Origin of the sequence: Spiribacter halobius (assembly GCF_020883455.1) — a bacterium.
In the GTDB taxonomy this organism is placed as follows: Bacteria; Pseudomonadota; Gammaproteobacteria; order Nitrococcales; family Nitrococcaceae; genus Sediminicurvatus; species Sediminicurvatus halobius.
Genome location: NZ_CP086615.1, coordinates 2,148,274 through 2,160,317, shown reverse-complemented (window position 1 = coordinate 2,160,317; position 12,044 = coordinate 2,148,274). Strand labels below are relative to the sequence as shown.

13 protein-coding genes are annotated in these 12,044 nt (G+C 71.3%); 6 read left to right on the top strand and 7 right to left on the bottom strand.

The features are described 5' to 3' along the window. Window positions 1–35 precede the first annotated feature (35 nt). Window positions 36–500 (top strand): GlcG/HbpS family heme-binding protein, encoded by a 465-nt coding sequence (locus LMH63_RS09835; protein WP_109677485.1) that lies wholly within the window; start codon window positions 36–38, stop codon window positions 498–500. Between the two features lie 241 nt (window positions 501–741). Here LMH63_RS09835 and LMH63_RS09830 read toward each other — a convergent pair whose 3' ends face one another. From LMH63_RS09830 to rraA, 4 genes are all read right to left on the bottom strand, one after another. After that, complete coding sequence (locus tag LMH63_RS09830) at window positions 742–1,740, bottom strand: glycosyltransferase (protein WP_109677483.1); 999 nt, start codon at window positions 1,738–1,740, stop codon at window positions 742–744. Further along, window positions 1,737–2,138 (bottom strand): RNA-binding S4 domain-containing protein, encoded by a 402-nt coding sequence (locus tag LMH63_RS09825; RefSeq protein ID WP_109677482.1) that lies wholly within the window; start codon window positions 2,136–2,138, stop codon window positions 1,737–1,739. Before LMH63_RS09825 ends, LMH63_RS09830 begins: the two co-directional genes overlap by 4 nt. Next, window positions 2,116–2,574 carry a CBS domain-containing protein gene (locus LMH63_RS09820; RefSeq protein WP_109677480.1) on the bottom strand — a complete coding sequence of 153 codons (459 nt, stop codon included), beginning with the start codon at window positions 2,572–2,574 and terminating at the stop codon, window positions 2,116–2,118. The genes LMH63_RS09825 and LMH63_RS09820 overlap by 23 nt, the downstream gene beginning before the upstream one ends. Window positions 2,575–2,649: 75 nt before the next feature. Continuing rightward, window positions 2,650–3,129: a ribonuclease E activity regulator RraA gene (rraA, locus tag LMH63_RS09815; protein WP_109677478.1), complete on the bottom strand. Its 480-nt coding sequence runs from the start codon at window positions 3,127–3,129 to the stop codon at window positions 2,650–2,652. Window positions 3,130–3,340: 211 nt separating this feature from the next. On the opposite strand from rraA, the gene LMH63_RS09810 reads away from it, so the two are divergent. Genes LMH63_RS09810 through LMH63_RS09795 form a run of 4 tightly spaced genes read left to right on the top strand, consistent with a single transcriptional unit; the run spans window position 3,341 to window position 7,071 of the window. Then, the gene (locus LMH63_RS09810) at window positions 3,341–4,390 is read left to right on the top strand and encodes a phosphoribulokinase (protein WP_109677476.1); all 1,050 of its coding nucleotides are present in this window, start codon (window positions 3,341–3,343) and stop codon (window positions 4,388–4,390) included. Next, window positions 4,387–5,505, top strand: a complete 1,119-nt coding sequence (locus tag LMH63_RS09805; protein WP_109677474.1) for a GGDEF domain-containing protein — start codon at window positions 4,387–4,389, stop codon at window positions 5,503–5,505. Before LMH63_RS09810 ends, LMH63_RS09805 begins: the two co-directional genes overlap by 4 nt. Next, window positions 5,502–6,614: a RuBisCO large subunit C-terminal-like domain-containing protein gene (locus LMH63_RS09800; RefSeq protein ID WP_109677472.1), complete on the top strand. Its 1,113-nt coding sequence runs from the start codon at window positions 5,502–5,504 to the stop codon at window positions 6,612–6,614. The genes LMH63_RS09805 and LMH63_RS09800 overlap by 4 nt, the downstream gene beginning before the upstream one ends. After that, a complete protein-coding gene (locus LMH63_RS09795) occupies window positions 6,607–7,071 on the top strand; it encodes a cupin domain-containing protein (protein WP_109677470.1) in 465 nt (154 codons plus the stop codon). Before LMH63_RS09800 ends, LMH63_RS09795 begins: the two co-directional genes overlap by 8 nt. Window positions 7,072–7,148: 77 nt before the next feature. Here LMH63_RS09795 and tadA read toward each other — a convergent pair whose 3' ends face one another. Both tadA and guaA read right to left on the bottom strand, forming a co-directional pair. Continuing rightward, window positions 7,149–7,643 (bottom strand): tRNA adenosine(34) deaminase TadA, encoded by a 495-nt coding sequence (gene tadA / locus LMH63_RS09790; protein ID WP_109677468.1) that lies wholly within the window; start codon window positions 7,641–7,643, stop codon window positions 7,149–7,151. A gap of 18 nt (window positions 7,644–7,661) precedes the next feature. Continuing rightward, the gene (gene guaA, locus LMH63_RS09785; protein ID WP_109677466.1) at window positions 7,662–9,239 is read right to left on the bottom strand and encodes a glutamine-hydrolyzing GMP synthase; all 1,578 of its coding nucleotides are present in this window, start codon (window positions 9,237–9,239) and stop codon (window positions 7,662–7,664) included. A gap of 104 nt (window positions 9,240–9,343) precedes the next feature. Between guaA and LMH63_RS09780 the strand changes: the two genes are divergently transcribed. Beyond that, window positions 9,344–10,141: an ATP-grasp domain-containing protein gene (locus LMH63_RS09780; RefSeq protein ID WP_109677464.1), complete on the top strand. Its 798-nt coding sequence runs from the start codon at window positions 9,344–9,346 to the stop codon at window positions 10,139–10,141. Window positions 10,142–10,445: 304 nt separating this feature from the next. Here the strand turns inward: LMH63_RS09780 and guaB are convergent, their stop codons facing one another. Continuing rightward, window positions 10,446–11,912 carry an IMP dehydrogenase gene (gene guaB, locus LMH63_RS09775; RefSeq protein WP_109677462.1) on the bottom strand — a complete coding sequence of 489 codons (1,467 nt, stop codon included), beginning with the start codon at window positions 11,910–11,912 and terminating at the stop codon, window positions 10,446–10,448. Window positions 11,913–12,044 lie beyond the last annotated feature (132 nt).

Genomic DNA, 12,044 nt, shown 5'->3' with positions numbered 1-12,044 from the left:
CCACCCAACACGAAACCCGACCAAAGGAAGTAGAAATGCCAAGCGACGTCTTCTCACTCACCACTACCCTGCCGCTGGCCAAGGCCAAGGCGATTATCGAGGGCGCGAAGGCCCGCGGGCGGGAGAAGGGCTACATGCCGCTCACGGTGGTCGTGCTGGATGCCGGCGGTCACATCGTCGCCATGGAGCGCGAGGACGGCGCCGGGATCCTGCGCATGGAGGTCGCCCAGGGCAAGGCCTGGGGCGCGCTCGGGCTCGGCATCGGCAGCCGCACGATCGGTGCCCGCAACCAGGGCCGCGAAGCCTTCCAGGCGGCGCTGGCCGCCGCCTCGGACGGGCGCTTCGTCCCGGTGCCCGGCGGCGTCCTGGTGCTGGATGACCGGAACCACAGCGTCGGCGCCGTTGGCGTCACCGGCGACACCTCCGACGCAGACGAGGAATGCGCCCTCGCCGGCATCGAGGCCGCGGGCCTCAAGCCCGGGATTGACGCGGCGGAGTAATCCGCGGGAGGTCGGCTGCCACCGCAGGCGGAAGTCGACACCCGGCTGCCTCGCCTGCGCAGTAAGAGGCGAGCAACGCCGTGCCGGGGCCTGGAGAGCGGCCGCCGTAACCGGGACCCTCTGCGGCAGGGATGCCGCAGTGGAGCCTACAGGGATGTATTTACGGCGTGTCCCGGGAGAGGGAAACGGCTCCGAACCCTCCCCAAGGTCAAAGCTACCCCCTCCCCGGCTTTACCAGAGGCTACCCGGCAGCGATGAAGTCGGTGCCCTCTCGCAGGCCTCGACCCGTCAGATGCGCGGCGATGCGCTCGCGTGCGCCCGCTGAGCGCACGGCCGCCAACACCAGGGCCCTGGGCGGCAGCGGGTCACCCGGCCCCTGCACCGGACGGTTCCGCTTGTGGCCGCCGATGCGGCGCGGGTCGATATCGATGAAGGCGCGTACGTCGCCGCCCTCCCGCACCAGCGCATCGCACAGCCGCCCGCCGTAGGTGCCGGCGCCCCAGATAACGAGGGGCCGCCTCGCGGCCGGCCCGCGAATCAGATAATGGGCGCGGGCGGCGGTGAAGGCGGCGTCGCTGCACCGGGGATCCCGCCGGGAGAGCCGATGCGGCCCGTCGTGCCAGTCCAGCAGCACGCCGGCGGGCTTGGCCATCCGGCAGCCGGCCAGGTGGGCGCGCAGCCAGAGGTCATAATCCTCGGCCCAGGGGGCCTCGCGATAGCCGCCGAGCCGTTCCAGGGCCGTCCGGCGCATCACCGCCGTGGGATGGGGAATGGGGGACTCGACGAACATCGCCGCCGCGATGGCGGAGGGCGTGCGCAGATCGTTGATCCAGGCCTCGTAGCGCCGATAGCCGGCGCCGGGTGAGCCGTGGTCGGTGACGATCCTGACCTCGGCGCCGACGATATCGACATCGGGCTCGGCCTGGAGCAGGGCGAGCTGGCGTGCCAGTCGGTCGGGGCGGGCCACGTCGTCGGCATCCATGCGCGCGATGACCGGCGCCTGCGCCGCCGCGAGGCCGGTGTTCAGCGCCGCGACGATGCCCCGGCCGCGCGCTGCCAGCCGGCGCAGTCGCGGCTCCGGCGGCAGCGCCGCCACGGCGCCGTCGCGGCTGCCGTCGTCCACCACCAGCAGCTCCAGGTCCGGCCGGGTCTGGTCGAGGATACTTGCCGCAGCCGTGGCGAGGCAGTGGCCGCCATCCCGCACCGGCAGGACGACAGAGACTGCGGGCGCCGTGGTCACCCGCTGCCGCGCTTGAAGGCGGCGAGGCGGCGGCGGTCGCGCCGGTCCGGGCGGTGATCGGGCTGCGGAATGGCGGCGGCGACCGCCCGGCGCTGGGCACGCTGGCGCTCGCGCTCTGCGATGCTGGCGTCGGTCTCGGCGTAGAGCTTTTCGGCCTCCGTAGCGGGCCCCCGCTGCTCGGAGAGACCGAGAACGTCCACATCGAAGGTCACCGCACCCTTGGTGACGCTGACCCGCTGCCCGGCCCGCACCGTGCGCGCCGGCTTCGCCCGGGCGCCGTCGACACTGACCTTGCCGCCCTTGATCGCGTCCACGGCCAGCCGGCGGGTCTTGAAGAAGCGCGCCGCCCAGAGCCAGCGATCAAGGCGGACGCCGTCAGCCTCCGGCATGGCCACCATAGCTGCCGTAGATGTAGTCCGTGAGCTCGGCGAGCTCGTGCTCGCGCTCGCTCACCAGCGCCGTGGTCAGATCCCGCACCGAGATCATGCCGAGCACGCGCTCGTTCTCCACCACCGGCAGATGGCGGATGTTGTGGCTGCTGACCAGGGCGAGCGCGTCCTGCACCGGCGTATCCGGCCGCAGGCAGATCACCTTGCGCGTCATGACCTGCTCCAGCGGCGTCCTGGCGTGATCGAGGTTCGCTTCGATAACGCGCCGCAGGACGTCCCGTTCGGTGAAGATCCCAAGCAGATTCTGCTCCGGGTCCATGACCAGAACGGCGCCGACGTCGTGCCGGTTCATCTCGTGTACGGCATCCGCCACGGTGGCGTCCGGACCCAGGACATGAAGCTGCCCTGCCTTGCCACGCAACAGGGTGCTGACCGGTGTGCGCATGCGTCTCTCCTCCCGGCGACTGGCTCAGTTCACAATGCGGGCGCCGGCCCTGGGTTCAAGGCCCGCGTCCTGCCGTCACGCCAGCGGCTGCTCGGCCACGATGATGCCGTCGGCATCGGCGCAGAGCCACTCGCCGCTGCGCAGCGTTACGCCGGCAAAGGTCACCGCCACGTCACGCTCGCCCTCGCCGCGCTTGATGCTGCGGCAGGGATGGGTGTTCAGCGCCTTGATGCCGACGTCGAGATCGGCGAGGTCGGCGGCATCGCGTACGCAGCCGTAGACCACCACGCCGCTCCAGCCGTTGTCCCGCGCCTTGGCCGCCAGCTGATCCCCGAGCAGGGCACAGCGCAGCGAGCCGCCGCCGTCGATCACCAGCACGCGACCCTCGCCCGGCTCGTCGAGGGCCTCGCGCACGCGGCTGTTGTCCTCGAACACCTTGACCGTGGCAATGGTGCCGGCGAAGGCATGGCGCCCGCCATAATCCCCGAACAGGGGGGCGAGCACCCGGAGTGCCTCCTCATGCTCATCGCAGAGATCGGTGGTCTTGATCGCCATGCTCCTACTCACTCCTCTCGATCCGCCGCCGACGCTAACCGCGCCCATGCGGGGCGTACAACTGTCTGGGTAGCATAGCGCCGAAGGCGGTCTGCCGTCGCCGGGCCGGCAGTATTTGACAGCGCTCGGGCGGACCGGAGAATGGGAGCATCTACGGTCGTCCATGACCTGATCCGTCCGCTTCCGTCACCCCCTGCCGCGAGGACCCGCCATGGAGCGCAACCCCGGCCGCCCAGCGGATACCGCGCAGCGCCGCGACGATCTCCGGGGCCTCCTCCGCGAGGCGGGCCGGCCGATCGTGGTCGCCGTGGCGGGTGACAGCGGCAGCGGCAAGACCACCTACACCCAGGGCATCGAGCGGTTGCTGGGCAGCGATGTGGTCAGCCAGATCAGCCTCGATGGCTACCACAAGGAAGACCGCGCCCAGCGCCGGCGGAGCGGGCGCTCGCCGCTGGATCCGCGGGCGAACCACCTGCCCCAGGCGGTGGACCACCTGGCGCGGCTGCGCCGCGGCGAGACGGTGGAGGTTCCGGTCTACGACCATGAGACGGGCACCTTCGCCGCGCCGCGCCGGCACCGGCCGACGCCGGTGATCATCGTCGAGGGGCTGCACACCCTGTATCCGGAGTTCCTGCCCTTCGTGGACTTCCGCCTGTACGTGGACTCCGACGACGACGTGAAATGGCAGTGGAAGCTCGACCGTGACGTCAGCGAGCGCGGCTACGAGCCGGCGGAGGCCCGGCGCCAGATGGAGCTGCGGCAGGCGGACTACCGCCGCTGGATCGATTTCCAGAAGGCCAATGCGGACGTCATCGTGCGCATCCACCAGAGCGAGCTGGCGGCGCTCGCCGTGGAGGAGCTGAAGGCGCGCGTGCCGGAGACCTGCTACCACATGGAGATCATCGTCACGCCAACGGAAGTGCCGCAGCCTTCCCTGTACATGCCGGTGGACATGAACAACATGACCCGCCAGCAGGCGATGCCGTTCATGATCGCGACGGTGCCCAGCAGCTTCTGGGGGCGTCCGGTGAACGTGGTGCACGTGGACGGCCGCATGCCCATGGACGCGCTGCGCCAGCTCGAGGACGAGATCCTCAACCTCGCCGGTCTGCCGGCGCCGGCGGCCACGGCGCGCGAGCGCGAGGCGCTGCCCTCCACCATCCTGTTCACCCAGCTGCTGGTCGCCTGGCCGTTTCTCGGCCACGTCTCTGCCCTGCTCCGGCAATGGAGCGAGGAAGCGGCGACCCGGGCCAACGCATGAGCGAGCCCACCGATGCCGGCCGCGCGGGCCGCCCGGGCGCGGCGCAGCGGCTTGCCCTGGCCCGCCTGCGCGAGCTGCTGGAGCGCCAGGACGCCCTCGGCGCCGAGCTCCACGCGCTCAAGGAGGCCCTGGGCGAGGAGCTGAACACCCTTGGCACCCTGGCCACACCGGAAAGCGGCGACCCCGCGAGCCTGCCCCTGTCTCAGGTGAGTGGCCTGCTGTCCCGCCTGGCCGTTGCGCCCACCGAGTCGGACGCCATCGAGGTCATGGTCTCCGCCGCCCGGCAGCTGCTGCCCGGCACCCGGGGCGCATTCGGCCTGGGCGCGGAGGACGCCGAACCCGCCGTGGTCGGGGTCTGGGACGGCCAGAACCAGTGGAACCGCAGCTATGGTCGGCGGGGGGCGGCGAGCCCGCCGGAGCAGCTGGCCCGGCGCGAGGCCGCGGGCCCGACCGGCGAGGCGCTGGAATTTCCCATCCGCGGCTTCGGATTGCGCCTCGGCGCGCTGCGGGTCTGGCCCGAGTCCGAGTCGCAGCGTCTCGGCGACACCCTCGAGCAGCGCGCCGAGCTGCTGGCCCGCTGCGCCGGCCTGGTGCTCGGCGGCATGGCCCTGCAGCGGCGGCTGCGGCACTCCGCCCTGCGCGATCCCCTCACCGGGCTATACAACCCGCCCTACCTGAAGGAGCACCTGGAGCGCGAGCTGCACCGCGCCGAACGCCGCGGCGGCCAGGTTGCCCTGGTGCTGGTGGATGTGGACCGGTTCGGGCTCTACAACGACCGCTTCGGCCATGAGCAGGGCGACCGCATGCTCCAGGCCATCGCGAGCCTGCTGCGCGAGCGCTTCCGCAGCGCGGACGTCCCCTGCCGGCTGTCCGGGGAACGCTTCGCGCTGATCATGCCGGAATGCTCCGCTGCCGATGCCCGTCAGCGGGCCGAGGGGATGCGTCGGGCGGTGGCCGCCATGGCGAGTGGCGACGCGGCACTGAGCGTCTCGGTCGGAGTCGCCGCGTACCCTGAGCACGGCGCCGATACCGAGGGCCTCGTGAACGCGGCGGATCTTGCCATTCAGCAGGCGCGCCAGGCTGGCGGCGACCAGGTGGGCGACGGAACGCCGTGAGCGAGCCGCGTTTCCTTGCGCGCTACGAGATTCGCGTCGGCCCCGGTGAGGATCCGGTAGCCAAGGTCGAGGCGCTCTGCCTCGAGCAGACCGCGGAGTTGCCGTCGGAGACGCTGCCCGACCCCATCGCCGCGGAATGGATTGGCCGGTGCACCTCGCTCGAGCCCCTGGGCGACGGCCTCTGGCTGGCCGGCGTCAGCTTCCCCGAGGCGGTGGCCGGCGGCGAGCTCACCCAGCTCCTCAATCTGCTGTTCGGCAACAGCTCCCTGCAGTCCGGAATCCGCCTGGTGGGGGTGGACTGGCCGGCGGGCCTGCTGGCGTGCCTGGGCGGCCCGGCGCTCGGCATCGCCGGGCTGCGCACGCGGCTCCGCGTGCACGACGGTCCCCTGCTTGCAACGGCCCTGAAGCCGGTGGGTCTCGACGCCGCCAGCCTGGCGCAGCGCTGCGAGGCCTTCGCCCGCGGCGGCCTCGACCTGATCAAGGACGACCACGGCCTCGCCGACCAGCGCACCGCCCCGTTCGCCGAGCGCCTCGCACGCTGCCAGGCGGCCGTGACCCGGGCCAACGCCGCCACCGGCGGGCAGGCGCGCTACTGCCCCAACGTCACCGCCGGCCCGGCGGAGCTGGATCGCCGCGCCGAGGCCGCCCGCGCCGCCGGCTGCGATACCGTGCTGCTGAATGCCTGGATCGCGGGGCTCGCGGCCGTTGCACACCTGCGCGACGCCCACGGCCTCGCCGTGCTCGCCCACCCGGCCCTGACCGGCGGGCTGCTGCGGCCGGATCACGGCATCGACACGCCGGTGCTGCTCGGAGAGCTGTTCCGGATCGCCGGCGCGGACGCGGTCATCTATCCGAATGCAGGCGGGCGCTTCGCCTTCAGCGAGGCCCGGTGTCTGGCGATCGCGGAGCGCCTCCGGGCGCCTCTCGGCGGCCTGCGCGGGGCGTGGCCCATGCCCGGCGGCGGTATGAGCATGGACGCCGCGCCGCAATGGGCGGCACGCTATGGGGCAGACACGATCTTTCTGATCGGCGGCGACCTGTATCGCGCCGGAGACCTCACGACGGCGGCCCAGCGCTTCCGCGCGGCCCTCGAGGAGCGGCATGAGTGACGAGCGCCCGACCCGGGTGATCCGGGCCCGCGACTGGCAGTGGCAGGGCGTGTCGGTGCACGCCTACAAGACCGAAGGCACGCATTTCCGGGGCGTCACCCGGCAGACGCTGCTCGGCACCGCCGAGGACGAGGCGGCGCTCGCGCTGGAGACCCGCTATTTCGAGGTCGAGCCGGGCGGCTACACCTCCCTGGAGCAACACGGCCATCCGCATTCCGTGGTGATCCTGCGCGGGCGTGGAGAGGTCATCCTGGAAGACCGGCTGGAACCGGTGGCACCCCATGACGTGGTCTACATCGGCCCCTGGGCCGCCCATCAGTTCCACGCCACCGGCGACGAGCCGCTGGGCTTCCTCTGCATCGTCAGCCGCGATCGCGACCGCCCCCGGCTCGCCGATGACGACACCGTGGCCCGAATCAGCGCGAACCCGGAGGTCGCGAGGCGCCTGCGGCGGTAGCCGGCACTTCGCGGTCGGAGACCGCTCCCACACGGGCAACACGGGCACACCGACACCTGGCAGTCCTCTGGGCGGACTCAGGCGTCGTCCTCCGGTCGCCGCCCCCGGCTTCCCCGACGTGCCCGGAAGAACCCGCGCAGCAGCTCCGCGCTGGCCTCGGCCAGGACGCCGCCGGTCACGGCCAGCCGATGGTTGTGGGAGCCGTGCTCGTGCAGCGCCATGGCGCCGCCCAGGGCCCCGGTCTTCGGATCCGCCGCGCCGTACACCACCCGTTCCACCCGGGCATGGATCATGGCCCCCACGCACATGGGGCAAGGCTCGAGCGTGACCACCAGGGTGGTGCCGGGCAGCCGATAGGCGCCGAGCGCCCGCGCCCCGGCGCGCAGCGCGAGGATCTCGGCGTGCGCGGTGGGGTCGCACGCCGCAATGGGCCGGTTCCAGCCTTCACCGACCACCCGCCCCGCCGCAACCAGCACCGCCCCGACCGGCACCTCGCCCGCCTCCGCCGCCCGTCGCGCCAGCTTCAGGGCGTCGGCCATCAGGGTCTCGTCGTCCGGCGCGGGGGTCGTCATGACGGCGGCGAAGCCCCCTCACTCCCACTCGATGGTGGCCGGGGGCTTGCCGGAGATGTCGTAGACGACGCGGGAGATGCCGTCGATCTCGTTGATGATGCGGCGGGAGACATGGTCGAGGAAGTCGTAGGGAAGCTGCGCCCAGCGGGCGGTCATGAAGTCGATGGTCTCCACCGCCCGCAGGGCCACCACGTACTCGTAGCGACGGCCGTCGCCCGTCACGCCCACGGACTTCACCGGCAGGAACACCGCGAAGGCCTGGCTGGTGCGGTCGTACAGATCGTGCCGGCGCAGCTCCTCGATGAAGATGGCATCCGCGCGCCGCAGCGGATCGGTGTAGGCCTTGCGCACCTCGCCGAGAATGCGCACGCCGAGGCCCGGCCCGGGGAAGGGGTGGCGCTGGACCATCTCCGCCGGCAGGCCGAGCTCGAGGCCGATGCGGCGCACCTCGTCCTTGAACAGCTCCCGCAGGGGCTCCAGCAGCTTCAGATTCATGCGCTCCGGCAGGCCGCCGACGTTGTGGTGGGACTTGATCACGTGCGCCTTGCCGGTGCTGGCACCAGCGGACTCGATCACATCCGGATAGATCGTGCCCTGGGCTAGCCACTGCACGTTCTCCAGGCGCCCGGCCTCTTCGTCAAAGACGTCGATAAAGGTGTTGCCGATGATCTTGCGCTTCTGCTCCGGATCCGCCACGCCAGCGAGGCGGTCCAGGAAGCGGTCCTCGGCGTCCACCCGCAGCACCCGCACGCCCATGTGCCGGGCGAAGGTGGCCATGACCTGGTCGCCCTCGCCGAGCCGCAACAGACCGTTGTCGACGAACACGCAGGTCAGCTGCTCGCCGATGGCCCGGTGCAGCAGCGCCGCCACGACCGACGAGTCCACGCCGCCGGAGAGGCCGAGCAGGACGTTCTCGTCGCCCACCTGCTCGCGCACCCGGGCGCTGAGATCCTCGATGATGTTGCCGGCGGTCCAGTCCCCGGCACAGCCACAGATACCGCGGACGAAGCGCTCCAGTATCCGCTGGCCCTGGCGGGTGTGGGTGACCTCGGGGTGGAACTGGACGCCATAGAGGCCGCGCTCGTCGTCGCCGATACCGGCGATGGGCGCGCTCCCGGTGCTGGCGATCACCTTGAAGCCCGGCGGCAGCGCCGCGACCCGGTCGCCGTGGCTCATCCAGACGTCGAGCAGTCCGTAGCCTTCGGGACTGGCGTGGTCCTCGATATCCCGCAACAGTCGCGAGTGGCCACGCGCGCGCACCTGGGCGTAGCCGAATTCCTTCTGCGCGGACGGCTCCACGGTGCCACCGAGCTGGTGGGCCATTGCCTGCATGCCATAGCAGATGCCGAGCACCGGCACGCCCAGCTCGAAGACCAGGTCCGGCACCCGCGGCGTGTCCTCGAAATGCACCGACTCGGGCCCGCCGGAGAGGACCACGCCCCGGGGCGCGAACTCGCGGAGGCGCGCCGGCTCCGCGTCCCAGGGCCGGATCTCGCAGTAGACGCCCGCCTCACGCACCCGCCGGGCGATGAGCTGGGTGTACTGGGAACCGAAATCCAGTATGAGGATGCGCTCGGCGTGGATGTCCTGGACCATGGGGCGATACCGTTTTCCGGCGGGCGTGGCTACAATGCGCGCCGGCGGCGACTGGCACCGCCTCGCAGGCGCGTCGACGAGCGCGCAAGGATAACCGAAAACCCGTGCCCCTGATTACCTTCGACCCCTTCCGCAGCCTCGGCCTGCCGGCCCGCTACATCCACCCCGAACGCTGGCTCGAGCACCGCGAGGCGCTGGCCCACGCCGATGGCGTGCTGTTTCCGGAGTACTGGCAGGTGAATGCCCTGGTGCATGGCCTCGGCGCGCGGATCTTCCCGAGTGCAGCGAGCTACCGGCTCGGCCACGACAAGATCGAGATGACCCGGGCCCTGCAGGCGGCCTTTCCGGACCACGTACCGGAGACCCTGATCCTGCCCTCGACGCCGGCCGCGCTGGAGCTGGCGCTGGACCGGCTCGGCCTGCCGCTGGTGGCGAAGCAGCCCCGGGCGAGCCAGGGTGCCGGCGTGGCGCTGGTCGAGACGGCCGCGGGCCTGCGCCGCTGGGCGGAGCGCGAGCCCGTGCTCTATCTGCAGGAGTGCCTGCCGGCGGAGCGGGATCTGCGGGTGGTCTGGGTAGGCGACGCCGTGGTCACCGCCTACTGGCGCCAAGGGCCGGAGGGCTGCTTTCACAACAACGTCGCCCGGGGCGGCGAGGTGTCGTTCGACGATGTGCCCCACGCGGCTCTGGGTCTGGTCGGACGAATCGCCCGCCACTTCGGCATTGACCACGCGGGCTTCGACCTCATGCTCGTGGGGGGCCACGCCTACATGCTGGAGTTCAACGTGCTCTTCGGCCACGACGCCCTGCAGCAGGCGGGCATCCGTCTCAGCGACCCGATCCGGGCGTGGTTGGAGCGGGACCGGACGCCGCCGGGAGAACCGCCGGTGCGGCTGGCAGGGTAGCGCGTTGCCGGCACGAGGACCGATTGGCGCTGTGCCCTGGCGGCAGTGCAGGTATCTGATCAGCAACGAGTGACCGCCCCGGCACTGCAGACCCGCGGCATAGCGCGGGATTCCGGTACATGGTGCCCGGCGCGAGCCGCGGCAGGAGCGCCCGGGACCCTCTGCGGCAGGGATGCCGCAGTCGAGCCTACATGGATGTATTCACGGCGTGTCCCGGGCGCAGCGGCCCACTCCGGGCCCGGGCACGGCGACCGCCGTTCCCTTGTCCCGGCATAAACGGGATCAGGCAAGGCCGGGACGCGGCTCAGTCCACCCGATAGTTGGGCGCCTCCTTGGTGATGCTCACGTCGTGGACGTGGCTCTCGCGGACGCCGGCGTTGGTGATGCGGGCGAAGGCCGGGCGGGTGCGGAACTCGTGGATGTCGCGGCAGCCGCAGTAGCCCATGCTGGCACGGAGACCACCCAGCAGCTGATGGACGATGGCGCCGAGCGCGCCCTTGTACGGCACGCGGCCCTCGATGCCCTCGGGCACCAGCTTCTCGACGCTGTTGGCGTCCTCCTGGAAGTAGCGGTCCGAGGAGCCCTGGCTGCCGGACATGGCGCCGATGGAGCCCATGCCGCGGTAGGATTTGTAGGACCGGCCCTGGTAGAGCTCCACCTCGCCGGGCGCCTCCTCCGTACCAGCGAACATGCTGCCCATCATCACGCAGTGGGCGCCGGCGGCGATGGCCTTGGCCATGTCCCCGGAGTAGCGGATGCCGCCGTCGGCGATTACCGGGAGGTCCGTACCCTCGAGCTCGCCGGCGACGTTGGCGATGGCGGTGATCTGGGGCACGCCGACACCGGCCACCACGCGCGTAGTGCAGATGGAACCGGGACCGATGCCCACCTTGACGCCGTCCACGCCGGCGTCGGCCAGCGCCCGGGCGGCGTCCGCGGTGGCGATATTGCCGCCGACCACCTGCAGATCCGGATGGTTGCGCTTGATCCAGCGCACGCGGTCGATCACCCCGCGGCTGTGGCCATGGGCGGTATCCACCACCAGCATGTCGACGCCGGCCTCCACCAGCGCCTCCACCCGCTCCTCGGTTCCCGGGCCCGTGGAGACGGCGGCGCCGACGCGCAGGCGTCCGTACTCGTCCTTGCAGGCGTACGGGTAGTCCTTCGCCTTCTGAATGTCCTTGACGGTGATCATGCCGCGGAGCTCGAAGCGGTCGTTGACCACCAGCAGCTTCTCGATGCGGTTGCGGTGCAGGAGCGTCAGGATCTCCTCGCGCTCCGCCCCCTCATGCACGGTCACCAGCCGCTCGCCGCCGGTCATCGCCTCGGTCACTGGGGCATCCAGGCGGGTCTCGAAGCGCAGGTCGCGGCTGGTCACGATGCCCACCAGGGTCGCCCCCTCCACCACCGGCACCCCGGAGATACCGTGCTGGCCCATCAGGGCGAGCACGTCGCGGATGCTGGTCTGCGGCGGTACGGTAATGGGCTCCTTGATCACGCCGCTCTCGAACTTCTTCACCCGCCGCACCTCGAGCGCCTGCTGCTCCGGCGACATGCTCTTGTGCACCACGCCGATGCCTCCCTGCTCGGCCAGGGCGATGGCGAGCCGCGCCTCGGTCACCGTATCCATGGCCGCCGATACCAGCGGGATGTTGAGCTCGATGCCCCGGGTGACCTGAGTACTGAGCGCGACATCCCGCGGCAGGACATCGGAGTAGTCCGGCAGTAACAGAACGTCGTCGAAGGTGAGCGCTTCCTGGGCGATACGCATGATCTGGGCACTCCGGGAGCTGGCAGGTTAACCGATCATGATACGGCGCGGGCGCGGGTATCGGCAACGCGAATGATTGCCTCGCCGGCACCCGCCGTCGGCCTGCCCGTTCGCGCCTCCCTTGCAGCGAGC

What these genes read in the sequence shown, in the direction of transcription:
- LMH63_RS09835 (WP_109677485.1), top strand. Translation starts at nt 36, where the DNA reads ATGCCAAGCGACGTCTTCTCACTCACCACTACCCTGCCGCTGGCCAAG.
- LMH63_RS09825 (WP_109677482.1), bottom strand. Translation starts at nt 2,138, where the DNA reads ATGGTGGCCATGCCGGAGGCTGACGGCGTCCGCCTTGATCGCTGGCTC.
- LMH63_RS09820 (WP_109677480.1), bottom strand. Translation starts at nt 2,574, where the DNA reads ATGCGCACACCGGTCAGCACCCTGTTGCGTGGCAAGGCAGGGCAGCTT.
- rraA (WP_109677478.1), bottom strand. Translation starts at nt 3,129, where the DNA reads ATGGCGATCAAGACCACCGATCTCTGCGATGAGCATGAGGAGGCACTC.
- LMH63_RS09810 (WP_109677476.1), top strand. Translation starts at nt 3,341, where the DNA reads ATGGAGCGCAACCCCGGCCGCCCAGCGGATACCGCGCAGCGCCGCGAC.
- LMH63_RS09805 (WP_109677474.1), top strand. Translation starts at nt 4,387, where the DNA reads ATGAGCGAGCCCACCGATGCCGGCCGCGCGGGCCGCCCGGGCGCGGCG.
- LMH63_RS09795 (WP_109677470.1), top strand. Translation starts at nt 6,607, where the DNA reads ATGAGTGACGAGCGCCCGACCCGGGTGATCCGGGCCCGCGACTGGCAG.
- tadA (WP_109677468.1), bottom strand. Translation starts at nt 7,643, where the DNA reads ATGACGACCCCCGCGCCGGACGACGAGACCCTGATGGCCGACGCCCTG.
- guaA (WP_109677466.1), bottom strand. Translation starts at nt 9,239, where the DNA reads ATGGTCCAGGACATCCACGCCGAGCGCATCCTCATACTGGATTTCGGT.
- guaB (WP_109677462.1), bottom strand. Translation starts at nt 11,912, where the DNA reads ATGCGTATCGCCCAGGAAGCGCTCACCTTCGACGACGTTCTGTTACTG.